The organism is Nocardioides cremeus, assembly GCF_030518195.1.
Taxonomy (GTDB): domain Bacteria; phylum Actinomycetota; class Actinomycetes; order Propionibacteriales; family Nocardioidaceae; genus Nocardioides; species Nocardioides cremeus.
Window position 1 is genome coordinate 55,143 of record NZ_JAULSC010000001.1, and the last position, 24,980, is coordinate 80,122.

The window sequence follows — 24,980 nt, forward strand, 5'->3', positions numbered from 1 at the left end:
TGGTGCCGGGTCGTGGTGCTAGGTCGTGGTGCCGGGGATCAGCCGAGCTCGCGCCAGGTGGGCGCGACCGTGACGGCGGTGGGGGAGACGCTGCCGGTGACGTGCACCCGGGTGCCGGGCTCGACCGGGATCGGGTGGTCGGTGTCGAGGCGGGCGTTGAGCCGCATCTCGTGCCCGCCGACCAGCACCTTGACCGTGCCGTAGCCGTCGGCGGGGATGGCCGTGAGCACGACCGCCTCGCGGCCGACGGTGTCGTCGGTGCGCGGAGAGGTGCCCGAGGTGTCGTCGCGCAGCAGCCGGGTCAGCCAGGCGGCGAACCAGGCGAAGCCGACGCCCGCAGCCACTCCCGCGGGCACCGAGACCAGCAGCGGTGCCCCGAGACCCTCGGCCAGCGCACCGCCGAAGCCCAGCGCCGAGAGGAAGGCCCCGATCACCGCGCTCGAGAACGTGTCGCCGGCCAGTGCGTCGAGCGCACCGTCGAGGAGGTCGCCGACGGCCAGCGAGACCAGGAGCAGCAGGAGGCCGAGCACACCGATGATGAGGTACGTCGTCACGTGCCCAGCCTCCCTCACTCCGACGGCCGGCGCAGCACCGGTCTTTACCCAGGACGGTCCGGGCCGGCTCGGAGCGAAGCTCGGGCCGGGTCGGCGGGAAGTTCGGGCCGGGTCAGCGGGAAGTTCGGGCCGGGTCGGCGGGAAGTTCGGGCCGGGTCGGATACTGGGGCGCATGCTGGTCGAGGGCGACGTGGTCGCGGTCTACGAGGACTTCGCCAGGTACACCGACGACTCGCCGTGCTTCACCGAGTGGGCGCTCGGGGTGGTCGGCGACGCGGAGGTGCGGGCCTGGCTCGAGACCCTCCCGGCGCCGCGCCGCCAGCCCAACCTGGTCTTCGCGGCCGCACGCTGGCACGGCGTCGCGACCCCTGCGCCGTACGCCGCGCTGCGGGCGGCGCTGCTGGGCGACGACGGGCCGGTCCGGGCCACGATCCTGTCGCGGCGCACCCAGACCAACGAGGCCGGCCGGATGGCCACGCTGCTGCCGGCGCTGGCCACCCTGGCCACGCTGGGCCCCGAGCCGCTGGCGCTGGTCGAGGTCGGGGCGAGCGCGGGGCTCTGCCTCTACCCGGACCGCTGGGGCCACCGCTACCTCGACCACGACGGGCGGGTCGTGCACGAGGTCGGCACCGACGGTGCCCGGCCGGTGCTGGAGTGCCGGGTCGGGAGCCACGACGGTGCCCGTGCCCCACTGCCCCGGGAGCTGCCCACGATCGCCTGGCGCGGCGGCGTCGACCTGCACCCCCTCGACGTCACCGACCCCGACGCGACGGCGTGGCTCGAGACGCTGGTCTGGCCCGAGCACGACGACCGGCGCCGGGTGCTGGCCGCCGCGGTCGACGTGGCGCGCAGCGACCCGCCGCACCTCGTGGCGGGCGACCTGCTCGAGGAGCTGCCGGCGCTGGTGGAGCGGGCCGCCGCCCACGGGCGGGTCGTGGTGCAGCACAGCGCGGTGCTGAGCTACCTGCCCGAGCCGGCCCGGCGCGAGGCCGAGGAGATGCTGCGGGGGCTGGTCGCCGACGGGGCGTGCCACTGGGTCAGCAACGAGGGCCCCGACGTGCTGCCGGCCGTCACCGGCACCGGCCCGACCCCGCCGCCCGGGTCGTTCGTGCTCGGCCTCGACGGGCGGGCCGTGGCCTGGACCCACGGCCACGGCCGCACCCTGACCTGGACCGACCTCAGCTCATGAGCGCGCCGGCGAGCTCGCGCCGCGAGGTGATCCGCACCTTGCGGTAGACCCGCGACAGGTGCCACTCGACGGCCTTGACCGTCACCACCAGCGTGGTCGCGATCTCGCGGTTGCTGAGCCCCTGCACGGCCAGCTCGGCGACCCGGCGCTCGGCCACGGTCAGCGCCGCCAGCGCCTCGCTGCGTCCCTCGGCGCCGGCGCCGACGAGGTCGAGCAGGCGCCGGGCCCGCTGGCGCAGCGGCCACAGGCCCTCCGTGGCGGCGTACGTCTCGGCGTCGCGCAGCAGGCGCAGCACCCGCAGCGAGGACCCGCTGCCGGAGAGCACCAGCAGTCCGGCGAGGTCGGTGTCGACCTGCGCCCCGAGCCGGGCCGCGCCGACCGAGCCCAGCGCGTCGCGCGCCTCCTCGAGCAGCGCGACCCCGTCGACGGTCGGGCTGACCGTGGCCAGGGCGCGCAGGCCGTGCGCGACGGCGTACGCCGACCCCACGGCCCGGCCGACCCGCAGGTGGGCCCGGGCCTGGCGGGCGGCGTCGTCGCCGCGGCGGGCCCGAGCCAGCGCCAGTGCCTGGTTGGCGCGCCAGGGCAGCTGCTCGGGGTCGGCCCCGGGGGCCAGCACGCCGACCCGGGCGTGGTGCTCGACCGAGGAGTCGACGTCACCGGCTGCGGCAGCGAGCTCGCCGAGCGCGTGGTGGGCCACCGCTGCGCCCGCCTGCCCGCTGGGTCCCGGCACGGTGACGAGCTCGAGCAGCGGCCCGACGAGGGTCGCGGCGGTGGTCAGGTCGCCCCGCCCGACGAGGACCTCGGCCCGGGCCGCCAGCAGGCCGGCCCGCTCGATGTGGCCGCGGGGCGGGTCCGCCGTGAGCGCGGACAGCGCCGCGGACGCCTCGCGCACCCGGCCGGCTCGCAGCAGTGCTCCGGCGTGCTGGAGCGGGGTGGCGGGCGCGATGCGGGTGGTCGGGCCCCCCGATCGGGTGTGCGGCATGCGAGCAGCGTAGGAAGGTAAAACTTTGCCCGCCGCTTCTTCCCCGGGAACGCCCGGCCCGGTCCAGTCAGGCCCCACCTGTCAGGCCCGGCCCACCAGCGCGAGCAGGGTCTCGACCGGCCCGGCGCCGGGCCGAGCGGCGCCGACGTCGGCGAAGTGCCCCTCGGCGCGCCCGCACGCGACCGTGCAGCGCGCCACTGGCAAGAGCGCCGCGGCCAGGTCGGGCGGCAGCGCCCCGGTCGCGCCGTCACGGTCGCTCGGCTCGCCGAGGCTGCGTGCCACGTCCCAGCCGTGCACGGCGACCTCGAGCGCGGCCGTCGAGACCAGCAGCTCGGCGGGCAGGCCCACGCGCTGGCCACCCGGGCCCGCCAGCTCGACGTCGTCGAGGCCCTGCTCGGCGGCGGCGGACCAGACACCGAGCAGCGTGCAGGCCCGGGCCCGCAGCCGCGCCGCGGGGTCGTCGTACGTCGGCGCGGCGGCCCGGTGAGCCGGCAGCAGCCGCAGCGCGCCGTGGCTGGCCTCGAGGTAGGCCCCGAGCGAGTCGTCCATGTGGTCCAGCAGGGCTGCGAGGTCCCAGGCGGCGCAGGGCGTGGGTCGCCCCAGGTCGCCGGGGCCGACCCGGCCCAGCACCGACCGGGTGCCGACCAGCGAGCGCTCCAGCAGCCCGACCGCGTGGTCGAGCCGCGTGCTCATCCGGGGACGCCGGGCAGGGTGTCGGTGCCCTGCGGTACGTGGTCGGCCGGGAGGCTCGCGGGCAGGCCGAAGGCGGTGAAGAGCCGGGGGTCGAAGAACGCGTCGACCTGGCGGATCTCGGGGGCCTCGGGCGGGCCGGTCATCTCGAGGACCTGCAGCTGGAACGGCGTGAAGTCGCCGCCGGGACCGCGCATGTACATCCCGAAGGCGGGCTGGCCGTTGGCGCGGGTGGCGAGCATCGGCATGTCGCGGGTGCCGCCGGGGCACTCGTTGCCGATCAGCCAGGCGATGTTGGCGCGCCCCCGGAACCAGCTGGTGAAGGGCGGCATCTCCCACACCGCCTCGGCGGTGAGCATGGAGACGATCTGGTCGACGTCCTTGCGCCAGAACGCGTCGACGTAGCGCTCGAGCAGGTGCTGCTGCTCGGGGCTCAGGTCGGGCTCGACGGTGTCCTGGGTCAGCGCCCGGGCGCTCATCTGTGCGTGCGCGCGCTGCAGCGCCGAGTTGACCGCGGCGCTGGTGGTCTCGAGGGCCTCGGCGACCTCGGCGGCGCTCCAGCGCAGCACGTCGCGCATGATCAGCACCGCCCGCTGGCGGGCGGGCAGGTGCTGCAGGGCCGCGACGAAGGCCAGCCGGATCGAGTCGCGCTCCTCGACCACCACCGCGGCGTCGGGCACCGGCTCGAGCCAGGCGATCTCGTGGTCCTGCTCGAGGGCGTCGCCGGCGGGCTGGTCGCTGGTGCCCAGGCCCGTGGGCAGCGGCCGCCGGGGCCGGCCCTCCAGGTTGGTCAGGCACACGTTGGTGGCGATGCGGTAGAGCCAGGTGCGCACCGAAGAGCGGCCCTCGAAGGCCGCCGAGGCCCTCCACGCGCGCAGGAACGTCTCCTGCACCAGGTCCTCGGCCTCGTGCACCGATCCGCTCATCCGGTAGCAGTGCGCCAGCAGCTCACGCGAGTAGCGCTGGGTCAGGGCCGGGAAGTCGCCCAGCTCGGCCTGTGCCGAGGTGGGTGTCGGAGTGGGTGCCGCGGTGGGTGTGGTGCGAGAGGTCATGCGCGGGGTCTCCGTCGCCGGTGCCGTCATCGGGTGTGCTCCTCACAGTGTGCGCCTCACTGCTCCGACCCGGCCAGGCTCACGAACTCATCGCTCGCCCCACCAGCGCGAGGGCCCGCTCGGCGAGCGGCTCGGCGAGCGCCCGGTCGGCGGCCACCAGTCCCACCCTCGTACGCCGCTCGAGCAGGTCGTCGACGTCGTGGGCGCCCTCGTGGGTCACCGCGAAGACCAGCTCGGCCAGCGTCACCGGCACCTGCTCGGCCGCGGGGGCCAGCAGCTGCTCGTCGTCGAGCGGCTCGCCGGCCCGGGCCGCGACCTCGCGGGCGGTGGCCAGCACCAGGGCGGCGTCGGTGCCGAAGCGGCGTACCAGCCGGGCGGGCTCCTCGAGGGCGTCGAGCACCGGTCGGGGCGCGGCGCCCAGCAGCGGCAGGGTCGCGGTGGTGCACGGCCCGGCCGCCAGCCCACCCGTCTCGACCGCGGCGTCGACGGCGTCCTGGGCCATCCGCCGGTAGGTGGTGAGCTTGCCGCCCACCACGGTGACCATGCCGCTGCGCCCGGTCAGCACCGCGTGCCGGCGCGACAGGTCGGCGGTCTGCCCGGAGCCGGCGGCCCCGTCGGGGCCGGTGACGTCGAGCAGCGGGCGCAGCCCGGCGTACGCGCCCACGACGTCGTCGCGGCGCAGGGGGGTCGCGAAGGTCGCCGCGACCACGTCGAGCAGGAAGCCGATCTCGGGCTCGGTGGGTTGCGGCACGTCGGGCACCGGGCCCGGCGCGGGCTCGTCGGTCAGCCCGACGTAGATCGTGCCGTCGGGCTGGGGCAGCACCATCACGAACCGGCTGGTCGAGCCCGGCACCGGGGCGAAGACGCTGGTGCGCAGCCCCGGCAGCCGGTCGCCGCGCAGCACCAGGTGGGTGCCCCGGCTGGGGCGCAGGGTCACCTCGTCGGCCAGGTCGCCGGCCCACACGCCGGCGGCGTTGACGACCGCGCGGGCCCGCACGGTCGTCGTGGCGCCGGTGGTCTCGTCGCGCAGCGTCACCTCGGTGCCGCCGGCCCGCAGCACCCGGGCGCGGGTGCGCACGTGGGCGCCGTACGACGCTGCGGTGCGCGCGATGGTGGTGACCAGGCGGGCGTCGTCCTCGAGCTGGCCGTCCCAGCCGAGCAGGCCCCCGCGCAGCCCGGCGGGCCGCAGGCCGGGGGCCATCGAGAGGGTCTCGGTGCGCGAGAGGCGGCGCGGGCGGGGCAGCGTCTCGGCGCTGGTGCGCGCGCCGCGGCGCAGCAGGTCGCCGGCGGCCAGCCCGCTGCGCGACAGCAGCCGCTGCAGGGGAGCGGTGCCCGAGGTGATCGGGATCAGCATCGGCATCGCGCGGGTCAGGTGGGGCGCGGTGGTCTGCATCAGGATGCCGCGCTCGACGGCGCTCTCGTGGGCGACGCCGATCTGGCCCTGGGCCAGGTAGCGCAGCCCGCCGTGGACCATCTTCGAGCTCCAGCGCGAGGTGCCGAAGGCGAGGTCGTGGGCGTCGACGGCCAGCACCGACAGCCCGCGGGTGACCGCGTCGAGGGCGACCCCGGTGCCGGTGACGCCGAGGCCGACGACGACGAGGTCGACCTCGGTGGGCGCCCCGGCCAGGCCGGCGCGGATGCCGGTCTCGGCGCTCACGGGCGCAGCGCCCGGGCCAGCAGGTGGCGCAGCTCGGCGTCGAGGTCGGCGGCCGACACGTCGTCGTCGACCATGGTGTGGGCCGAGAGCACGAACCCGTGGGCGGCCAGCACCAGGCTGCGCGCGATCGCCAGCGGCGACCCCGACCGCACCTGGCCGGCGGCCTGGCCGCGGGCCAGCTCGTCGGTGAGCAGGGTGGCGATCAGCTCCTGGGAGCGGCCGCGGCGGTGCAGCAGGTAGGGCAGCACCAGCTCGGGGTCGAGCTCGACGATGCGCACGAACAGCTCGTTGCGTCGCAGCGCCTCGACGGTGCGCGCCACCTCGTCGACGATCCGCTCGACCGCGCCGGCCGGTCCGCTGCCCGTGTCAGTGGGGTCGTCGGCGACGGTGCGGGCGACCAGCCCCGACCACTCGCGGGTCATCAGGTCGCCGAGCAGGGTCGGCATGTCGGCCCAGGAGCGGTAGATCGTCATCCGCGAGACGCCCGCGCGCCGCGCGACCTCGGTGAGCGTCGTACGCCGCCAGCCGACGTCGAGGATGCACTCGCGGGCCGCGTCGAGGTAGGCGTCGCGAGGATCTTGCGGCGTATCGTTGTGACACAGTGACGTCATGTGTCACACTGTAACACGTGACCCACGACACCGCTGCTCCCCACGGCTCCCCGACCACCGGTGCGCACCCGCGCGAGATGCACCCGCAGCGCTGGGGCGACCCGGGCGCCGCGACCGCGCTGCCCGAGGCCGCCCGCGGGCTGGTCGAGCTCGCCTTCGGCCTGCACGAGACGCCCGCCGCGACCGACGTCGAGCTGCCCCCGGTGGGGCTCGGCGACAGCGTGCTGGCGGCGCTGGGCGACGTGGTCGGCACCGACCACGTGCACGTCGACGACGCCTCGCGACGGCTGCGCACCCGGGGCAAGTCGACCCCCGACCTGCTGCGTGCCCGCGCCGGCGACCTGGCCGACGCCCCCGACGTCGTGGTGCGCCCGGGCAGCCACGACGAGGTCGCCGGCGTGCTCGCCCTGGCCGTCGAGCACCACCTGGCGGTCGTGCCCTTCGGCGGCGGCACCTGCGTCACCGGTGGCCTGGCGGCCCGCCGCGACGGCTACGCCGGCCTGGTCTCCCTCGACCTGGTCCGCCTCGACGCGCTGCTCGAGGTCGACGAGGTCTCGATGACCGCGACCCTCGAGCCCGGCCTGCGCGGCCCCGAGGCCGAGGCGCTGCTCGCCGAGCACGGCCTGTGCCTGGGCCACTACCCGCAGTCCTTCGAGCACGCCTCGATCGGCGGCTTCGCCGCCACCCGCTCCTCGGGCCAGTCGAGCGCCGGCTACGGGCGCTTCGACCAGATGGTCGTCGGGCTGCGGGTGGCCACGCCTCGTGGGGAGTGGCGGCTCGGCTCGTCGCCCGCCAACGCCGCCGGCCCCGACCTGCGCCAGCTGGTGCTGGGCTCCGAGGGCGCCTTCGGCGTGATCACCGCCGTCACCGTGCGGGTGCGCCGGCTGCCCGAGGTGAAGGTCTACGAGGGCTGGCGCTGGGACTCCTTCGTCGAGGGGGCCGCCGCGATGCGCACGCTCGCCCAGGCGGGGACGCTGCCCACCGTGCTGCGGCTCTCCGACGAGGCCGAGACCGGGCTCAACCTGGCGCGGCCCGACGCGATCGGCGAGGAGTCCACCGGCTGCCTGATGATCGTGGGCCACGAGGGTGCCCCCGCCCAGGTCGAGGCCCGCCGAGCCGCGGTCACCGAGATCCTCAGCGGCCTCGGCGGCACCCCGCTCGGCGAGGAGCCGGGCGAGTCGTGGGTCCACGGCCGCTTCCACGCGCCGTACCTGCGCGACTCGATGCTCGACGTCGGCGTGCTGGTCGAGACCCTCGAGACCGCCACCTTCTGGTCGAAGGTCGACGCGCTGTACGCCGACGTGCGCGCCGCCCTGGAGCGCGAGCTCGGCTCCGAGGGCGGGTCGGCGATCGTGCTGTGCCACATCTCCCACGTCTACGAGACCGGCTGCTCGCTCTACTTCACCGTCGCGACCAGCGCGGGGGAGGCGCCGATCGAGCGCTGGGGTCGGGCCAAGGCCGCGGCCAACGACGCGATCGTCGCCAACGGCGCCACCATCAGCCACCACCACGCCGTCGGCACCGACCACCGGCCGTGGCTGGGCGCCGAGATCGGTGACCTGGGCGCCTCGGTGCTGCGCGCGGTCAAGGCCGACCTCGACCCGACCGGCGTGCTCAACCCGGGGGTGCTGGTCCCGTGAGCGCCGCCGCCGAGCGCTCCTTCACGTTCCTGGTCAACCCGGCCTCCGGGGGCGGAGCGGCACCCGAGGCCGTGGTGCCGGTGGCCCGCCTGCTGCGTGAGGCGGGCGCCTCGGTCGACGTGACCTACTCGCCGGGCCCGCGCGCGACCGACGACCTCGTGCGGGCCGCCGTCGAGCGCGGCGACGTCGTGGTCTCGGTGGGCGGCGACGGCATGCTCTCCCACCTGGCCGGCGCGGTCTCGACCGCGGGCGGGGTGCTCGGGGTGCTGCCGGCCGGTCGTGGCAACGACTTCGCACGGATGCTGGGGCTGGCCTCCGAGCCGGCCGCGGTCGCCGAGCACCTGCTGCACGCGCCGGTGCGCGAGGTCGACCTGCTGGCCTGGACCCTGCCCGGCGAGCCGAGCAGGCTGGTGGCTGGGTCGGTCTACTCCGGCATCGATGCTCGTGCCGCTGCGATGGTCGACCGGATGCGCTGGACCCCGCAGAAGCTGCAGTACCCGCTGGCCGCGGTCCGCGCGATCGCGACCTACCGGCCCGGCCGGTTCCGGGTGGCGGTCGACGGCGACGCGCGCGAGTACGCCGCCGGGCTCGTCGTGGTGGCCGGCTCCGCCTACTACGGCAAGGGCATGAAGGTCGCCCCCGGCGCCGTCATCGACGACGGCCTGCTCGACGTCGTGGTCGTCGAGGCCGCGTCGCGGACCGCGCTGGTGCGCTCGTTCCCCAAGATCTACGACGGCTCCCACGTCGACCTGCCCCAGGTCACGGTGCTGCGCGGCGCCCGGGTCGAGCTCAACGCCGACGGCCGCAGCCCGCTGCCGGTGGGCGGCGACGGCGAGCCGCTCGGCGAGCTGCCCGGCCTCGGTCGGGCGCCGGCTGTGGTGGAGGTGCGCCCCGGCGCGCTGCGGGTGATCGGCTAGGAACTGGCGCCGGCTCGGCGGGAACTGGCGCCGGCTCGGCGAGCGTCAGCCGTCGCCGCTGAGGGTGCGCGCCAGGCGCTGCGCCGCGCGGCGTACGACGTCGACGTCGGCGGGGTCGTGGCTGCCGGCGGCCTGCTCGGGCACCAGCCCCGCGGCCAGGGCGGCGGGCCGGGTCAGCCAGGCCCAGGCCCGCCAGCCGTCCATGCCCGCGCCGAGCAGCGGCTCGAGCAGCGGTGCGAGCTCGGGGCGCGGCTCGCCTGCGGCGTCGAGCTGGAAGGCGGGCACCATCGCGCCGGTCGGGCCGGTGACGACCAGCAGGCGGTGCAGCCCGGCCGCCTTGTGCACCGCGAAGCGGGTGCGCTCGACCGAGGCGCCGCGCAGCCGGGCCAGGGACTCGTAGGTGTGCCACGGGCTGGTCAGCAGCTCGTCGTGCACCCGCGCCTGCTGGGCGATCTGCAGCAGCGGCACCGGCACCGCGTGCGCGGGGTCGCTGCCCTCCTGGTGCAGCACGGCGTCGAGGTCGGCGACCTGGTCGTCGCTGAGCTCGTCACCGGTGACCGGGTCGGTCCACACGGCACGGCCCTCGGGGTCGCGCGCCATCGTCGGCAGGCCGGCCTCGGCGAGGTGGTCGACGAGCCCGAGCTCCTCGAGCCAGGTGGCCAGGCGCTCGCGGGTGCCGTCGGGTTCCATGGGTCCAGCCTGCCGCATCGCCGCAGGCGGGCCGGGCCGGGCACCTCACTACAGTGAGGTCGTGAGCGATCCCGCGGAGCCGACCGGCTCGACAGGCACCCGTCCGGCCCGGCTGGCGCGCCGCGGGGGCTGGACGATCGCGATCGCGACGGCGGCCGCGCTGGTGCTGGTGCAGGTCACCGGGGACCTCCAGGCACCCGGCATGGTGCTGGTCGCCGGACTGGTCTGGGGCGGCTTCCTGCTGCTAGTCGCGCTGGCGACCCACCTCGGCGGGCTCGGCGACGAGGACCGCCGGCAGGAACGGCGCCCCGGCGGCAGCGACTGAGCGGACCAGGGCCCGCGGGGTCTAGACCGCTGGTGCGTCCCGAGTCACCCCAGAGGTGAAGGCGCGTTGGACCTAGACCCCGTGGTTCCCCCTCCGGAAGCGAGTCCCCCATGTCAGCCCTTCCCTCCCGAAGGTCCCGCACCCGGTCCGCGGCGGTCGCCACCGCCCTCGGGACCGCGCTGGTGGGCCTGCCCGTGCTGGCCGTCGTCTCCGCCGTGGGCGGACCCGCCGGCCCGGCCCAGGCGCAGAGCGCCTGCGCCTTCGACGCCCGCTTCACCGACCCCGCCGGCGACGTCAACGACCTGCTGATCGTCCCGGTCGACCCCGCGCTCGACCCCGACGGCCTCGACCTGCGCGAGGCGTGGGTCTCCACCAACGACACCGACGACGCGATCACCTTCCACATCAAGGTCACCGACCTCTCCGTTCTCAGCGGCGGGCTCCGGGGCACCAGCGAGCTGTTCCACTGGGCCTTCGTGCTGGGGGGCAAGGACTACGTGGTGGTGGCGGACCGGCCGCTGCTGCAGCCGGAGGTCCCCATCGAGGCTCCCGGCACCTACACGCTGACCGACGGGTCGGGCGCGACGCTCAAGACCGGCCTGGCCGGCAGCTTCGACCCGGCGCTCGACCTGGTGACCGTGACGCTCGCCGCCAGCGACCTGACGACGGCGACCCCGGCCCAGGACGCCTTCGAGGTCGGCGACGTGCTGAGCGGCTTCAAGATCACGTCGCTGCGCTCCCTGCTCGTCACCGACGCCGTGGCCGACAACGCCAAGACCTCGTGCACCTACCGGGTCGGGGACAAGACGCCCTCGCCCGACCCGACCGCCACGGTGACGGCGACCGCCACCGCGACGACGACGGTGACCAGCCAGCCCACCGCCACGGCGACCACCACGGTGACCAGCCAACCGACCGCGACGGCGACGACCACGGCGACCACCACCGCCACGGCGACCACCACCGCGACAGCGACAGCGACGGCCACCGCCACGGAGACGGTCACCACACCGCCGGGCAACCGGGTGCCGCAGGTCAAGCGGATCGCCGCGAAGCCGCTGGAGGGCCAGGGCAAGGCCCGCGCCAAGTCGCCGATCCGGTTCCGCGTCAAGGCCACCGACCCCGACGGTGACCCGCTCACCTACCGCTGGGACTTCGGCGACGGCAACAAGGGCCGCGGCGTCCGGGAGATCAACCGCTACGACTTCCGCGGCCAGTACCGGATCATCCTCAAGGTCAACGACGGCACCGAGACCGTCAAGACGCGCTTCATGATCAAGATCGGCAAGCCCAAGAAGCGCTGAGCGCTACCGCGCGGGCCGGCCCTCCGGGCTCAGGACGCGAAGGTCCACACCAGCAGCTGGGTGTCGACCGCCGCGACCACCGGGTGGGCCGGCTCGTCGGTGAAGCAGAAGGCGTCGCCGACCACCAACGGCTCGGCGAGCGAGGAGCGCAGCAGCGCGCCCCGCGTCACGTAGGCGTGCACCCGCGGCGCCGCGGGCAGCTCGAGGGTGTCGCCGCCCCGCAGCTGTGCCACCGCCAGGCTCGCGCCCTCGACGCCCACCCCCAGCGGCGCCGGCACCAGCCCGCGCGCACCCGGGTCGACCGGGGCGACGGCGTACGACGGCTCGGTGCCGGTGCTGTCGGGCCGCAGCCAGGTCTGCACCCAGCGGGTCGGGCCGGCCCCGGCCACGGCGGTCTCGGCGTGCCGGACCCCGCTGCCGGCCGACAGAACGGCCAGCGTTCCGGCTGGCACGACCTCCTCGCGCCCCGCGTCGTCGACGTGGCGCACCGCGCCCGAGACGACCCAGGTGACGATCTCGAGGTCGCTGTGGGCGTGCTCGTCGAAGCCCTGCCCACCGCGCACCAGGTGGTCGTCGTGGCACACCATCGGCCCGAAGGAGAGCCGCTCGGGGTCGTAGTGCTCGCCGAACGAGAAGGCGTGCCGGGTCAGTCGCCCGGGCACCCGGGTCAAGAAGCGGGTGTTCCCCCGACGGATCTCCACGGTCACAGGCATCATTGTGCCGGTGCGAGCCTCCTATCCCGAGCTGCCGCCGGGCTTCAGGCTCGGCACGGCCACGTCGGCGTACCAGACCGAGGGCAGCACCGACGTCGACGGTCGGGGCCCCTCGATCTGGGACACCTTCACGAGCCTGCCGGGCAGCGTCCTCGACGCCACCTCCGGTGAGCCGGCCTGCGACTCCTACCGCCGCTACCGCGACGACGTCGCGCTGATGGCGCGGCTGGGGGTCGGCGGCCACCGTTTCTCGATCTCGTGGTCACGCGTGCTCCCGACCGGGCGCGGCGCGGTCAACGCCGCGGGGCTGGACTTCTACGACCGGCTCGTCGACGAGATGCTCGCGCACGGCGTCGCCCCGATGGCCGCGCTCTACCACTGGGACCTGCCCCAGGCGCTCGAGGACGAGGGCGGCTGGCTCAACCGTGCCACCGTCGAGGCCTTCGCGGAGTACGCCGGCGTGGTCGGCGAGCGGCTCGCCGACCGGGTCGAGCACTGGATCCCCGTCGTGGAGCCCAACGTCGCCACGATCATGGGCCACGCGACCGGCATGCACGCCCCCGGCCGCGAGATCGGCTTCGACTCCCTGCCGGTGGCTCACCACCTGCTGCTGGCCCACGGCCGCGCGGTGGTCGAGCTGCGCGCCGCCGGCGCCACCTCGGTGGGCTGCGCCAACAACCACGCCCCGATGTGGCCGGTCAGCGAGGACCCCGCCGACGTGGGGGCCACCAAGCTCTTCGACGCGCTGTGGAACGGGCTGTTCCTCGAGCCGATGCTGCTGGGGCGATACCCGGTCGACCTGGCACCGCTGGTGGAGGAGGCGGTGCGCCCGGGCGACCTGGCCACGATCCGCCAGCCGCTCGACTTCTACGGCGTCAACTACTACAGCCCGATCAAGATCGGCGCCGCGCCCGAGGACTCCCCGATCCCGTTCGAGGTGTGCGAGCTGGTCGGCTACCCGGTCACCGACATCGGCTGGCCGGTGGTGCCCGACGCGCTGCGCGAGTGGCTGATCACCCTGCGTGCGCGCTACCGGGCCGCGCTGCCGCCGCTGGTCATCACCGAGTCGGGGGCGGCGTACTCGACCGGGCCCGACGAGGCGGGCGTGGTCGACGACCAGGAGCGCATCCTCTACCTCGACGCCCACCTGCGCGCCGTGGCCGCGGCCTGCCAGCGCGGGGTCGACGTGCGCGGCTACTACGTGTGGTCGTTGCTCGACAGCTTCGAGTGGGTGCACGGGCTGGAGCAGCGCTACGGGCTGGTCCACGTCGACCACGAGACGCAGGTGCGCACCCCGAAGGCGTCGTTCGAGTGGTACGCCGCGTTGATCGCCGCCCAGACCCGGTCGGTCGGCTGAACGGCCCGACCTCGTTAGTCTGAGGCCCATGGTCGACGCGCCCACCCCCTCGGAGTCCCCTGCCCAGCTCGTCGACCCGGCCCCGCCGCAGCGACGTGTCGTCTTCGTGGTCGGGTCGGGACGCAGCGGCACCAGCACCATGGCCGGTGCGCTGCAGACCCTCGGCATGACCGTGCCGGCGCCCGAGGTGGCCGCCGACGACACCAACCCCAAGGGGTTCGCGGAGTCGCAGTGGGTCGTCGACCTGCACGACGAGCTCCTCGAGCGCACCAACGTCTCGATGGCCGACGCCCGGCCCTCGGCGTGGTTCGACACCGGCCGGCTCAACAACTTCGAGCCGCTGCGCACCCGGTTGCACACCTGGCTCGAGGAGCAGCTGGTCGCCGGCGGGCCCGAGCTGGTCGTCAAGGACCCCCGCCTCGCGTGGTTCCTGGGCCTGTGGCGCTCCGCGGCGATGCGCAGCGAGGCGGAGGCCGGCTACGTGACGATGCTGCGCCCGGTCACCGAGGTGGTCGGCTCCAAGCAGCGCGTCTACGACGCCCGCACCAGCGAGGTGCACCGCACCGCCGCCTGGGTCAACATGATGCTGCACGTCGAGCGCAGCACCCGCGGCTCGGCCCGCGCCTTCGTGCGCTACCACGACATGCTCGACGACTGGACCGTGCCGGTCTTCGGCCTGGGCCAGCGCTTCGACCTCGACGCCGTGAAGTCGGCCTCGGCCAACGACATCCGCCAGGTCCACCAGTTCGTCGACCCCTCGCTGCGGCGCGTGTCGCTGACCTGGGACGACGTCGAGGTGCCCCGCAGGCTGCGCGACATCGCCCAGGAGACCTGGGAGGCCCTCGACAAGCTGCCCGACGAGGGCGGCGACACTCCGCAGGTGCAGGCCACCCTCGACGAGCTGCGCGCGGCGTACGCCGAGATGTACGACGAGGCGCAGGCGCTGACCCGCTCGACGGCCGACGCGTCGCGCCGCGAGGGCGCCCGCACCCAGCCGGCGCCGCCGAGCGCCGTCGACAAGGTGCCGCACTCGGTGCGCGCGATGGTGCCGCCCTCGGTGCGCCGCGGCCTGCGTCGCGCCGCCGGGCGGGAGCGCGGATGAGCCCGGTGCGCGGCGCCGACATCGCCTGCCTCGAGGGCGAGAGCGCCTACGACGTGCGCTGGCCCTGGAAGGACGGCGCGCTGCGGCCCGGGCTGACCTGCGTGTTCCGGCTCAAGAACGAGGCGCACAACCTGCCCTGGGTGCTGCCGCCGATGCTCGAGGCGGTCCAGCACGTCGTCATCGTCGACAACCTCTCCGACGACGGCACCCCCGAGGTGGCCCAGCGGGTCGCCGAGGAGTGCGGGGCGGGGGAGCGGATCACCGTGACGTCGTACCCCTTCCAGGTCTCGCGCGCCGGCAGCGAGCACCTGGCCACCCGGCCCGACTCGGTGCACTCCCTGACGCACTTCTACAACTGGTCGTTCTCCCACGTGCGCACCGCCTACTCGATGAAGTGGGACGGCGACATGGTGCTGACCCGCGAGGGCGTGAGCATCCTGCGCGACCTGTCGTGGCAGCTCGAGGACTCCAACGCCATCGTCGCCGTGCCGCGCCACCCGCTGTCGGTGGAGAGCGACCAGGTCGCCTGGCTCGACCTCGGCTTCCGCTTCCTCGAGCCGTGGATCTACCCGATGGGCCCGGAGTTCACGTTCGTGAAGGCCTTCGAGTGGGAGGTGCGCGAGTTCCCCGAGTCGACCACCCGCATCGTGGCCCCCGAGGGTCTGTGCGTGGAGCTGAAGTGGCTCGACCGCGACGAGTTCGCGCACTGGAGCGACATGGACTTCGACACCTCCCGCGCCCCCCGCAAGCGCCGCGAGTGGCAGGTGTACTCCGCGCTGCGCGACGGCCTGGGCCACGAGGTGCCCGGCCTCCACCGCATCGAGTCGCCCCCCGGCGTCCACGTCGTCGACCACGTCACCCGCACCTGGCTGCCCCGCGCCGAGCGCCCCCTCGTCCGCCGCAAGGGCCGCCTCGAGGTCTGACCCCCCGCGAGCCGGCTCGTTCGAACCGGCCGGGTCGGCGCCGGTCGTTGGTTGAGCAGCGAGGGCCGAAGGCTCGAGCGTCGCCGAAACCGGGTGAGTCCATGGCGTACGGCGAGCACGGTTGCGGTCTGCGAGTGACTCACGGGGTCTCGGCGACGGTCGTCGCTGGCGCTCCTCCCTGCTCGACCAACGGTGGTCGCCGCCGTTGGTCGAGGAGGTTGCGCAGCAACCGTCTCGAGACCCGGTGACGACACGGCGTACGCCGACCCAGAGGGTGCAGAAGTGACCGCTCGCTGGTGCGGAAGTGACCGCTCGGCCGTCAGGGGAGGGCGGCGGCGAGCCTCTTCACGATCTCGATCAGCCGCTGCTCGGAGGTGGCGAAGTTGAGGCGCACGTGCCCCTCGAGGCCCGGCTGGTAGTCGTGGCCGGGGGCCAGGCGCACGCCGTGCTCGAGCGCGGCGGCGGCCGGGTCGGCGACGCCGTAGGCGCGCAGGTCGAGCCACGCCAGGTACGTCGCCTCGAGCGGGCGCAGCCGTGCCTGGGGCAGGTGCTCGGCGACCAGGTCGTGCAGGTCCTCGGCGTTGACCCGCAGCCGGGAGCGCAGGGCGTGCAGCCACAGGTCGCTGTCGCGCCAGGCCGCGGAACCGGCGACCATCCCGAGCCCGGAGTGCCCGTGGTTGGCGGCCACCGGCACCGCGCGCAGCCGCCGGGTCTCGTCGGGGTCCATCAGCACGACCTGCGCGGTGTGCAGGCCGGGGGTGCCGAAGGTCTTGGAGTGGCTGGTGACCAGCACGGCGTCGGGGTCGACGCTCAGGTAGGGCACGAACCGGTCCTGCCCGGGCAGCACCAGCGGCGCGTGGACCTCGTCGACCAGCACCCGGGCGCCGTGCGCGCGCACGAGGTCGCGCAGCGCCTCGAGCTCGGCGCGGTGCGCGACCCGGCCCAGCGGGTTGTGCGGGTGGCAGAGCAGCACGGTGCGGGCGCCGGCCTCGAGGTGCCGCTCGACCGCGGCCAGGTCGAGGGCCGCCGCGGCGCGGTCGTCGTGGTCGTGGTCGGGGTCCAGACCGACGTACGCCGCCTCGCGCCCGGCCAGCGCGACGACCTCGCGGAACGGCGGGTAGCACGGCAGCGGCACCACCACCGGGCCCGGCGGGCACAGCTCGTCGAGGGCCAGGCGCATCCCGGCGACCACGTCGCCGACGGGAGTGGAGGAGTCGAGCGGCACGTCCCAGCCCCAGTGCCGCTCGGCGAAGCCGCGGAAGGCGGCGTCGAGGTCGGCGGGCTGGGCGGTGCCGGGGAAGGCGGAGTAGCCGAGCATCCCGCGACCCACCGCGGCGGTGAGGGCGGCGGTGACGGCCGGCGGGGGCGCGAAGTCCATCTCGGCCACCCAGGCCGGGATGGTGCCCTCGGGCACCGCGCCCCACTTCAGCGGCAGCGCCGCCCGCGCCTCGGAGTCGGTGAGGTCGCGCAGCATCCTCAGGCCCCGCCCTGCAGGGTGCGGCCGGTCGCGGCGATGCGGTCGGGGTCGCCCGGGGCGGGCGTCCACGGCAGCGACAACCCGTCGCGGTCGGGGTCGCCGGCGTAGCGCGGCACCACGTGCAGGTGGAAGTGGAAGACGCTCTGCCAGGCGGCCTCACCGGTGCAGTTGAGCAGGTTGACCCCGTCGGCCCCCAGCACCTCGAGCTGGCGCTTCGCCAGCCGCTGGGCGGTGACCGCACAGGCCGCCAGGTCCTCGGGCGTGATGTCGGTCAGGTCGACCGCGTGCGCGCGCGGCACCACGAGCAGGTGCCCGTCGGTGGCGGGGTTGATGTCCATGAAGGACACCGTCCGCTCGTCCTCGTCGACCCTGGTGGAGGGGATGGTGCCTGCCACGATCGCGCAGAACAGGCAGCTGTCGTCTCGGTTGACCTCGCCCGGCATGCCCCGACCCTAGCCACCCGACCGGCAGCCGCTCAGAGCGCGGCCGCCACTCGCGTGCCCTGCTCGATGGCGCGCTTCGCGTCGAGCTCGGCGGCCACGTCGGCCCCGCCGACCAGGTGCAGGCCGGGGTGGGTCTCGGCGGCGGTGAGGTCGTCGAAGAGCGAGCGCACCGACTCCTGCCCGGCGCAGAGCACGACGTGGTCGACGACCAGCTCGCGCGCCTCGCCCTCGACGGTGACGTGCAGGACGACCGCGTCGTCGCGCCCCTCCACCCGCTCGTACGTCGCGCCCGCGACCTGGACGACCCCCGACTGCTTGAGCACGGCGCGGTGCGCCCAGCCCGAGGTCTTGCCCAGGTCCTTGCCGATCATCGAGGTCTTGCGCTGCAGCAGCGTCACCTCGCGGAACGGCGCGCGCGGCTTGCGCTCGGTCAGGCCGCCGCGGTGCAGGCTGGGGTCGCCGACGCCCCAGTGCGCCATCCACTCCTCGACGCCGGCCTCCTCGTCGGGGCCGGGGGAGGCGGGGTCGTGGACCAGCCAGTGGCTGACGTCGACGCCGATGCCGCCGGCGCCGATGACCGCGACCCGCTTGCCGGGCACCACCCGGCCGGAGAGCACGTCGGCGTAGGAGACCACCCGCGGGTCGTCGCCGCCCGGGATCGCCGGCAGCCGCGGCTCGACGCCGGTCGAGACCACGACCTCGTCGAAGCCGGCCAGGTCGGCGGCGGTGGCGCGGGTCGAGAGCCGCACGTCGACGCCGAGCACCTCCAGTCGCCGGGTGTAGTAGCGCAGCGTCTCGGCGAAGTCCTCCTTGCCGGGCACCGCCATCGCCAGGCGGAACTGGCCGCCCAGCGCGGGCTGGGCCTCGAAGAGGGTCACCGCCAGGCCGCGCTCGGCCGCGGAGACGGCCGTCGCCAGGCCCGCCGGGCCGGCGCCGACCACGGCGACCGAGCGGCGTACGCGGGTCGGGGCGAGCACCAGCGTGGTCTCGCGGCAGGCGCGCGGGTTGACCAGGCAGGAGGCGGTCTTGTTGGAGAAGGTGTGGTCGAGGCAGGCCTGGTTGCAGGCGATGCAGGTGTTGATCTCGTCGCCGCGCCCGGCGGCGGCCTTGGTGACGAACTCGGGGTCGGCGAGCAGCGGGCGGGCCATCGAGACCAGGTCGGCGCCGCCCTCGGCGAGGATCGACTCGGCCAGCTCGGGGGTGTTGATCCGGTTGGACGCGCAAACCGGCACCGAGACCTCGGCCTTGAGTCGCGCGGTCACCGAGCGCCACGCGGCCGGCGGCACCTGGGTGATGATCGTGGGGATGCGGGCCTCGTGCCAGCCGATGCCGGTGTTGAGCACGCTGACGCCGGCCTCGGTCAGCTGGTGGGCCAGGGTGATGACCTCGTCCCAGCTCTGGCCGCCCTCGACGAGGTCGAGCAGCGAGATCCGGTACATGATCGGCAGGTCGTCGCCGACCAGGTCGCGGGTGCGGCGCACGACCTCGAGCGGAAAGCGCATCCGCTTCTCGGCGCTGCCGCCCCACTCGTCGTCGCGCTGGTTGGTGCGCTCGGCGAGGAACTGGTTGATCAGGTAGCCCTCGGAGCCCATGATCTCGACCGCGTCGTAGCCGCCCTTGACCGCCAGCGCGACGGTCCTCGCGAACGCCGTGGCGGTGCGGTCGACCTGGCGCGACGACATCGCCGACGGCTTGAACGGCGTGATCGGGCTCTTGCGGTCGGAGGCGGAGTGGATGAAGGGGTGGTAGCCGTAGCGGCCCGCGTGCAGCACCTGCAGCGCGATCGCGCCGCCCTCGTCGTGCACCGCGTCGGTGACCTGGCGGTGCCGCATCGCCTGCAGCCGGGTGGTCAGCTCGGAGGCGAACGGCTTGAGCCAGCCGCGCTTGGTCGGGGCGTAGCCGCCGGTGACGATGAGGCCGACCCCGCCCCGCGCACGCTCAGCGGCGTACGCCGCCAGCTTGGGCACGTCCCACGGCGCGTCCTCGAGCCCGGTGTGCATCGAGCCCATCACCACGCGGTTGCGCAGGGTCAGCGACCCGAGCTGCAGCGGCTCCAGCAGGTGGGGGTAGGGGCCGTGCTGGTCGGGGTCGGGGTTGCTGCTCATGCGTGTGCCTCCAGGTACTCGGTGAGCCAGGTGATCGAGGTCTGCTCGGCCAGCACGCCGCCGCGCAGGACGAGGTACTGGTCGAGCTCGAGGCCGCTCAGGGTGGTCGGGTCGGGGTAGTCGCGGGTCATCAGCTGCTCGTAGCGCTCCAGGCGGGCGCGGTGCTCGGCGAGGTCGGCGCGCACGACGTCGAGCACGGCCGTCCGGTCGCCGAAGGAGGCGCCGCGCATCTTGACCGCCAGGTCGGAGCGCAGCGGCGGGGTGGCGGTGGGCTCGCCGAGCCAGGCGGCCAGCACCTCGCGTCCGGTGTCGGCGACCTCGTAGACCTTCTTGGCCGGGCGCCCGGCCTGCTCGACGGTGGTGGCGCGCAGCCAGCCGTCGGCCTCCATCCGGCCCAGCACCCGGTAGATCTGCTGGTGGGTGGCGCCCCAGAAGTAGCCGATCGAGCGGCTGAAGCGTCGGCTCAGCTCGAGTCCGGCGGCCGGCTGCTCGCTCAGGGCGACCAGCAGGGCGTGCTCGAGGGCCATGCCCGTATCGTGCCCGACCTATGCAACGAGTTGCAAGCCTGGGTTCGTCCTACGATTCGTCCATGCTGCGCCGGTCTGCGGTCGTCCCCGCCCTCGCCTCCCTGCCCCTGCTGCTCGGAGCGGTCGCCTGCGCGCCCGCCGACGAGGAGCCGACCACCGCCGCCGACGCTGGCTCCGACGCTGGCTCCGAGGAGCCCGCCGCCGAGGTCGACCCGGCCACCTGCGTCACCGACGACATGCTCGAGGAGCCCGGCACCCTCACCGTCGGCACCGACTCCCCGGCCTACGAGCCGTGGTTCGCCGACAACGACCCGACCAACGGCGAGGGCTACGAGTCGGCGGTCGCCTACGCCGTGGCCGAGCGCCTCGGCTTCTCCGAGGACGAGGTCGAGTGGGTCCGGGTGCCCTTCAACACCTCCTACGCCCCCGGCGCCAAGGACTTCGACTTCGACATCAACCAGATCTCGATCACCCCGAAGCGCGCCGAGGTCGTCGACTTCTCGCAGGGCTACTACCAGGCCGCGCAGGCCGTCGTGGCGCTCGAGGGAACCGCGGGCGCCGAGGCCACCAGCCTCGAGGACCTCGCCGACCTGCGCCTGGGCGCGCAGACCGGCACCACCTCGCTGACCGCGATCCGCGACATCGTCGACCCCCAGGTCGAGCCGGCCGTCTTCGAGGACACCAACGCCGCCAAGCAGGCGCTGGCCAACGACCAGGTCGACGCCGTGCTGGCCGACCTGCCCACCGCCTTCTACATCTCCGCCGTCGAGATCCCCGGCAGCACCATCGTCGGGCAGTTCCAGCCCGAGACCGGCGAGCAGGAGGAGTTCGGAATGCTCTTCGAGAAGGGCAGCGAGCTGGTGACCTGCGTCGACGCCGCCATGACGGCCATGGAGGCCGACGGCGAGCTCGCCGACATCGAGCAGGAGTGGCTCTCCGACGTCGTCGGCGTGCCCGAGCTGCAGTAGTGCCGGCCAGCCCCGCGGCCTGGCGTCCCAGCGAGCGCGAGCTCGCCCGGCGCGCCGAGCGCCGCCGCCTGCACGTACGCCGCTCCGGCACCGCGAGCGCCTCGACCGTCGTCGTCTTCGCGCTGCTGGGCCTGGGGCTGGTGCTCTCGCCGGGCTGGGAGCGGGTGCAGGAGACCTTCTTCTCGTGGTCCGACGCCAAGGAGTCCTTCCCGCTGGTGCTCGAGGCGTTCTGGCTCAACGTGCGGATCTTCCTGGTCGCCGAGCCGGCGATCCTGGTGCTCGCCCTGCTGGTCGCGATCATGCGCGGCACCCGCTCGGCGTGGCTGGCGCCGCTGCGCATCGTGGCCGTCGGGTTCACCGACGTGATGCGGGGCATCCCGACGCTGCTGCTCGTGGTGCTGCTCGGCTTCGGCGTGCCGGCGCTGGAGCTGCAGGGCCTGACCAACGACCGGCTGGTCTGGGCCACGGTCGCGCTGATCCTGTCGTACTCCGCCTACGTCGCCGAGGTCTTCCGCGCCGGCATCGAGTCGATCCACCCCTCCCAGATCGCCAGCGCCCGGGCGCTGGGGCTGGGCCCGGTGCGCACCCTGCGCCACGTGGTGGTGCCCCAGGCGGTGCGCCGTGTCGTGCCTCCGCTGCTCAACGACTTCATCTCGCTGCAGAAGGACACCGCCCTGGTCTCGCTGGTGGGCGTCTACGACGGCGTCTTCGCCGCCCGCGACTACGCCTCCTACAACTTCAACTACACCTCGCTGGTCGTGGTCGCGCTCTTCTTCATCGTGCTCACGGTGCCGCTGGCCCGGTTCACCGACTGGCTGCAGCGCCGGGTCGCCGAGCGCGAGCGGGCGGGGGCGCTGTGAGCGCGCCGACGCACTCCCCGCCCCCGGGGCCGCTGGTCGAGGTGGCCGGCCTGCGCAAGTCGTACGGCGACCGGGTCGTCCTCGACGACGTCGACCTGCGCGTCGAGCCCGGCGACGTGGTCTGCCTGATCGGCTCGTCGGGCTCGGGCAAGTCGACGCTGCTGCGCTGCCTCAACCTGCTCGAGGAGATCGACGACGGGGTGATCACCTTCGAGGGCCGCGAGATCTCCGACCCGCGCGTCGACCCGATGCAGGTGCGCCGGCGCATCGGGATGGTCTTCCAGGCCTACAACCTCTTCCCGCACCTGACGGTGCTCGAGAACTGCACGCTCGCCCCGCGCCACGCCCACGGCCTGGGCCGCCGCGCCGCGCGCGAGCGGGCCCGCGAGCTGCTGGAGCGCTTCGGGCTGGCCGAGCACGCCGACAAGCACCCCGACCGGCTCTCCGGCGGGCAGCAGCAGCGCGCTGCCGTCGTACGCGCGCTCTGCACGCAGCCGACGCTGCTGCTGCTCGACGAGGTCACCGCGGCGCTGGACCCCGAGCTGGTCGGCGACGTGCTCGGCATCGTGCGCGACCTGGCCGCGGCCGGCACCACCATGGTGCTGGCCACCCACGAGATGGCCTTCGCCCGCGAGGTCGCCACCAAGGTCGCCTTCCTCGACGGCGGGCGGATCCTCGAGCAGGGCCCGCCGGCGCAGATCTTCGCCGACCCGCGCGAGGAGCGCACCCGGGCTTTCCTGCGCCGCGTGCTAAATCCCGGCGGGCACTGAGCCGCGCCGCGGGAGTTTCATCGGCCGGCCGACGAACCTGGCGGCGGGACGATGAAGTTTCATCGGCCACCCGAGAGCTTCATCGGCCGGCCGACAAAACTCCCACCGGCCGCTCGTGAGACCGGCCCTGGCACCGTGACAGCGATGCTGTCAGGATGCACGCCATGAGCATCGAGCTGGGCAGGGGCACGGGCCCGTTGAAGGGCGTCAAGGTCGTCGAGATCGCGGGGATCGGGCCGGGCCCGCACGCCTGCATGATCCTGGCCGACCTCGGCGCCGACGTGATCCGCGTCGAGCGCCCGGGCGGGCAGATGCTCACCGGCGGCAGCCACGACCTGCTCAACCGGGGTCGACCCAGCGTGGCGCTGAACCTGAAGGACCCCGAGGCCGTGGCCACCGTGCTCGACCTGGTCGAGGGCGCCGACGTGCTCGTCGAGGGCATGCGCCCCGGCGTGCTCGAGCGGCTCGGGCTCGGCCCCGAGCAGTGCCACGAGCGCAACCCCGCCCTGGTCTACGGCCGGATGACCGGCTGGGGCCAGGACGGCCCGCTGGCCACCGCGGCCGGGCACGACATGAACTACATCGCCATCACCGGCGCCCTCCACGGCCTGGGCCAGGACCGGTCGCGCCCGCACTTCCCCGGCAACCTCGTCGGCGACTTCGGGGGCGGGTCGACCTACCTGGTCATCGGCATCCTCGCGGCCCTGCTCGAGGCGAAGGTCTCCGGCCAGGGCCAGGTCGTCGACGCCGCGATCGTCGACGGCACCGCCCACCTCAACGCCATGGGCGCCGCGTTCCTGGCCTCGGGCACCTTCAGCGAGCAGCGGGCCGCCAACCTGCTCGACGGCGGCGCCCCCTTCTACGACGTCTACGAGACCTCCGACGGCGAGCACATGAGCGTCGGCGCGCTCGAGCCCCAGTTCTTCGCCGAGCTGGTGCGCCTGCTCGGGGTGGAGGAGCGCTGCCCGGGCCAGCTCGACCTCGAGCGGTACGACGAGATGCGCGCCCTCTTCGCCGAGACCTTCGCCCAGCGCACCCAGGCCGAGTGGGTCGAGCTCTTCGAGGGCACCGACGCCTGCGTGGCCGGCATCGTGCCGCTCAGCCGCGCCGTCGAGCACCCGCACCTGCAGGCTCGCGAGACGTTCGTGACCAAGGACGGCATCGCGCAGCCGCAGCCCGCGCCGCGCTTCTCGCGCACCGCCGCCACCCTCGACCTCCCGCCCGCGCCGAGGGCCGGGGCGCACACCCGCGAGGCGCTGGCCGCGTGGGGCGTCGCCGACGTCGAGGGGCTCCTCGAGCGCGGGGTCGCGGTGCAGGCCGACTAGTCTGCGCGGCGTGCGGCCCTTCCTCTTCCTCGGCACCCGTGCCGAGGACGACGCTGCCGACGGCGAGTACGACGCCATGCGCCGCTGCGCCGGTCTCGACGAGCCAGGGCTGCGGCGCGTGCGGCTCGAGCGGGCGCCGCTCGAGGAGCAGCTGGGCGGACCGGTCGACCCCGCCGACTGGTCGGGCATCGTCCTGGGCGGCAGCCCCTTCAACCTCTCCGACCCGCCCGAGGTCAAGAGCGCGACCCAGCACCGGGTCGAGGCCGAGCTGCGCGCGCTCGCGCTGCGCGTGATCGGGGCCGACACGCCGTTCCTGGGCGCCTGCTACGGCATCGGCACCCTCGGCTCGCTGCGCGGCGGCCTGGTCGACCGCACCCACGGCGAGCCCGTCGGCGCGGTCGACGTACGCCTGAGCGAGGCGGGGGTCGCCGACCCGCTCTTCGGGGTGCTGCCGGCGCGCTTCGACGCCTTCGTCGGCCACAAGGAGGCGGTCAGCCGGCTGCCCGAGGGCGCGGTGCTGCTCGCCGGCTCGGCCACCTGCCCGGTGCAGGCCTTCCGGCTCGGGCGCCACGTCTACGCCACCCAGTTCCACCCCGAGCTCGACGTCGACGGGCTGGTGCACCGCCTGACGATCTACCGCGACCACGGCTACACCGCGCCCGGCGGGCTCGACGACGCGCTGGCGGCCGCCCGGGCCGCCACGGTGAGCGAGCCGCCCCGGCTGCTGGCCCGCTTCGTCGAGCTCTTCGCCCGGTGACCGGGCCCACCCGGAATCCTTGCTGAACATCTGTCAATAGAG

At 74.7% G+C, this 24,980-nt stretch carries 25 protein-coding genes; 13 read left to right on the top strand and 12 right to left on the bottom strand.

The window, feature by feature from the left end; all coding sequences use genetic code 11:
• Positions 1-38: 38 nt before the first annotated feature.
• Positions 39-554: an NfeD family protein gene (locus QWJ41_RS00245; protein WP_302705099.1), complete on the bottom strand. Its 516-nt coding sequence runs from the start codon at positions 552-554 to the stop codon at positions 39-41.
• A gap of 172 nt (positions 555-726) precedes the next feature.
• Here QWJ41_RS00245 and QWJ41_RS00250 point away from each other — a divergent pair, with 172 nt between their 5' ends.
• Positions 727-1,743 carry a DUF2332 domain-containing protein gene (locus tag QWJ41_RS00250; protein ID WP_302705100.1) on the top strand — a complete coding sequence of 339 codons (1,017 nt, stop codon included), beginning with the start codon at positions 727-729 and terminating at the stop codon, positions 1,741-1,743.
• Here the strand turns inward: QWJ41_RS00250 and QWJ41_RS00255 are convergent.
• The 5 genes from QWJ41_RS00255 to QWJ41_RS00275 all read right to left on the bottom strand — a co-directional run bounded on the left by QWJ41_RS00255 (position 1,733) and on the right by QWJ41_RS00275 (position 6,735).
• Positions 1,733-2,725 carry a helix-turn-helix transcriptional regulator gene (locus tag QWJ41_RS00255; RefSeq protein WP_302705101.1) on the bottom strand — a complete coding sequence of 331 codons (993 nt, stop codon included), beginning with the start codon at positions 2,723-2,725 and terminating at the stop codon, positions 1,733-1,735. The two genes, QWJ41_RS00250 and QWJ41_RS00255, sit on opposite strands and share 11 nt — an antisense overlap.
• Positions 2,726-2,806: 81 nt before the next feature.
• Complete coding sequence (locus QWJ41_RS00260; protein ID WP_302705102.1) at positions 2,807-3,418, bottom strand: maleylpyruvate isomerase N-terminal domain-containing protein; 612 nt, start codon at positions 3,416-3,418, stop codon at positions 2,807-2,809.
• The gene (locus QWJ41_RS00265; protein WP_302705103.1) at positions 3,415-4,467 is read right to left on the bottom strand and encodes a sigma-70 family RNA polymerase sigma factor; all 1,053 of its coding nucleotides are present in this window, start codon (positions 4,465-4,467) and stop codon (positions 3,415-3,417) included. The genes QWJ41_RS00260 and QWJ41_RS00265 overlap by 4 nt, the downstream gene beginning before the upstream one ends.
• 79 nt (positions 4,468-4,546) lie before the next feature.
• The gene (locus tag QWJ41_RS00270; protein WP_302705104.1) at positions 4,547-6,124 is read right to left on the bottom strand and encodes a glycerol-3-phosphate dehydrogenase/oxidase; all 1,578 of its coding nucleotides are present in this window, start codon (positions 6,122-6,124) and stop codon (positions 4,547-4,549) included.
• The gene (locus QWJ41_RS00275) at positions 6,121-6,735 is read right to left on the bottom strand and encodes a TetR/AcrR family transcriptional regulator (protein ID WP_302705105.1); all 615 of its coding nucleotides are present in this window, start codon (positions 6,733-6,735) and stop codon (positions 6,121-6,123) included. The genes QWJ41_RS00270 and QWJ41_RS00275 overlap by 4 nt, the downstream gene beginning before the upstream one ends.
• A 17-nt stretch (positions 6,736-6,752) precedes the next feature.
• Here QWJ41_RS00275 and QWJ41_RS00280 point away from each other — a divergent pair, with 17 nt between their 5' ends.
• Together QWJ41_RS00280 and QWJ41_RS00285 are read left to right on the top strand one after the other, a co-directional pair.
• Entirely contained in the window at positions 6,753-8,375 is a 1,623-nt protein-coding gene (locus tag QWJ41_RS00280) for an FAD-binding oxidoreductase (RefSeq protein ID WP_302705106.1), read from the top strand.
• Positions 8,372-9,292, top strand: a complete 921-nt coding sequence (locus tag QWJ41_RS00285) for a diacylglycerol/lipid kinase family protein (RefSeq protein ID WP_302705107.1) — start codon at positions 8,372-8,374, stop codon at positions 9,290-9,292. Before QWJ41_RS00280 ends, QWJ41_RS00285 begins: the two co-directional genes overlap by 4 nt.
• A gap of 45 nt (positions 9,293-9,337) precedes the next feature.
• On the opposite strand, the gene QWJ41_RS00290 is transcribed toward QWJ41_RS00285, so the two are convergent.
• Entirely contained in the window at positions 9,338-9,982 is a 645-nt protein-coding gene (locus QWJ41_RS00290) for a hypothetical protein (protein ID WP_302705109.1), read from the bottom strand.
• A 61-nt stretch (positions 9,983-10,043) separates the two neighbouring features.
• Here QWJ41_RS00290 and QWJ41_RS00295 point away from each other — a divergent pair, with 61 nt between their 5' ends.
• On the top strand, positions 10,044-10,307 hold the full coding sequence (locus QWJ41_RS00295; protein WP_302705110.1) for a hypothetical protein: 264 nt from the start codon (positions 10,044-10,046) through the stop codon (positions 10,305-10,307).
• 110 nt (positions 10,308-10,417) lie between these two features.
• Entirely contained in the window at positions 10,418-11,611 is a 1,194-nt protein-coding gene (locus QWJ41_RS00300; protein WP_302705111.1) for a PKD domain-containing protein, read from the top strand.
• Positions 11,612-11,640: 29 nt separating this feature from the next.
• On the opposite strand, the gene QWJ41_RS00305 is transcribed toward QWJ41_RS00300, so the two are convergent.
• Positions 11,641-12,318: a pirin family protein gene (locus QWJ41_RS00305; RefSeq protein ID WP_302705112.1), complete on the bottom strand. Its 678-nt coding sequence runs from the start codon at positions 12,316-12,318 to the stop codon at positions 11,641-11,643.
• Positions 12,319-12,334: 16 nt separating this feature from the next.
• Here QWJ41_RS00305 and QWJ41_RS00310 point away from each other — a divergent pair, with 16 nt between their 5' ends.
• The 3 genes from QWJ41_RS00310 to QWJ41_RS00320 are packed head-to-tail and all read left to right on the top strand — an operon-like array spanning position 12,335 to position 15,706.
• Positions 12,335-13,681: a GH1 family beta-glucosidase gene (locus tag QWJ41_RS00310; protein ID WP_302705113.1), complete on the top strand. Its 1,347-nt coding sequence runs from the start codon at positions 12,335-12,337 to the stop codon at positions 13,679-13,681.
• A 28-nt stretch (positions 13,682-13,709) separates the two neighbouring features.
• Positions 13,710-14,783 (top strand): sulfotransferase family protein, encoded by a 1,074-nt coding sequence (locus QWJ41_RS00315; protein ID WP_302705114.1) that lies wholly within the window; start codon positions 13,710-13,712, stop codon positions 14,781-14,783.
• The gene (locus tag QWJ41_RS00320; protein ID WP_302705115.1) at positions 14,780-15,706 is read left to right on the top strand and encodes a hypothetical protein; all 927 of its coding nucleotides are present in this window, start codon (positions 14,780-14,782) and stop codon (positions 15,704-15,706) included. The genes QWJ41_RS00315 and QWJ41_RS00320 overlap by 4 nt, the downstream gene beginning before the upstream one ends.
• A gap of 319 nt (positions 15,707-16,025) precedes the next feature.
• Here the strand turns inward: QWJ41_RS00320 and QWJ41_RS00325 are convergent, their stop codons facing one another.
• The 4 genes from QWJ41_RS00325 to QWJ41_RS00340 are packed head-to-tail and all read right to left on the bottom strand — an operon-like array spanning position 16,026 to position 20,258.
• Positions 16,026-17,180, bottom strand: a complete 1,155-nt coding sequence (locus tag QWJ41_RS00325; protein WP_302705116.1) for an aminotransferase class I/II-fold pyridoxal phosphate-dependent enzyme — start codon at positions 17,178-17,180, stop codon at positions 16,026-16,028.
• Positions 17,181-17,182: 2 nt separating this feature from the next.
• On the bottom strand, positions 17,183-17,626 hold the full coding sequence (locus QWJ41_RS00330; RefSeq protein ID WP_302705117.1) for an HIT family protein: 444 nt from the start codon (positions 17,624-17,626) through the stop codon (positions 17,183-17,185).
• Between the two features lie 32 nt (positions 17,627-17,658).
• Positions 17,659-19,731 carry an NADPH-dependent 2,4-dienoyl-CoA reductase gene (locus QWJ41_RS00335; protein ID WP_302705119.1) on the bottom strand — a complete coding sequence of 691 codons (2,073 nt, stop codon included), beginning with the start codon at positions 19,729-19,731 and terminating at the stop codon, positions 17,659-17,661.
• Positions 19,728-20,258 carry a PadR family transcriptional regulator gene (locus tag QWJ41_RS00340; protein WP_302705120.1) on the bottom strand — a complete coding sequence of 177 codons (531 nt, stop codon included), beginning with the start codon at positions 20,256-20,258 and terminating at the stop codon, positions 19,728-19,730. The genes QWJ41_RS00335 and QWJ41_RS00340 overlap by 4 nt, the downstream gene beginning before the upstream one ends.
• A 62-nt stretch (positions 20,259-20,320) precedes the next feature.
• Here QWJ41_RS00340 and QWJ41_RS00345 point away from each other — a divergent pair, with 62 nt between their 5' ends.
• From QWJ41_RS00345 to QWJ41_RS00365, 5 genes are all read left to right on the top strand, one after another.
• Positions 20,321-21,226 carry an ABC transporter substrate-binding protein gene (locus QWJ41_RS00345; RefSeq protein WP_302705121.1) on the top strand — a complete coding sequence of 302 codons (906 nt, stop codon included), beginning with the start codon at positions 20,321-20,323 and terminating at the stop codon, positions 21,224-21,226.
• Positions 21,226-22,086 (top strand): amino acid ABC transporter permease, encoded by an 861-nt coding sequence (locus QWJ41_RS00350; RefSeq protein WP_302705122.1) that lies wholly within the window; start codon positions 21,226-21,228, stop codon positions 22,084-22,086. Before QWJ41_RS00345 ends, QWJ41_RS00350 begins: the two co-directional genes overlap by 1 nt.
• Positions 22,083-22,856, top strand: coding sequence for an amino acid ABC transporter ATP-binding protein (locus tag QWJ41_RS00355; RefSeq protein ID WP_302705123.1), 774 nt, complete (start codon positions 22,083-22,085; stop codon positions 22,854-22,856). The genes QWJ41_RS00350 and QWJ41_RS00355 overlap by 4 nt, the downstream gene beginning before the upstream one ends.
• Positions 22,857-23,020: 164 nt before the next feature.
• Entirely contained in the window at positions 23,021-24,181 is a 1,161-nt protein-coding gene (locus QWJ41_RS00360; RefSeq protein ID WP_302705124.1) for a CaiB/BaiF CoA transferase family protein, read from the top strand.
• Positions 24,182-24,191: 10 nt separating this feature from the next.
• Positions 24,192-24,938 (top strand): glutamine amidotransferase, encoded by a 747-nt coding sequence (locus QWJ41_RS00365; protein ID WP_302705125.1) that lies wholly within the window; start codon positions 24,192-24,194, stop codon positions 24,936-24,938.
• Positions 24,939-24,980 lie beyond the last annotated feature (42 nt).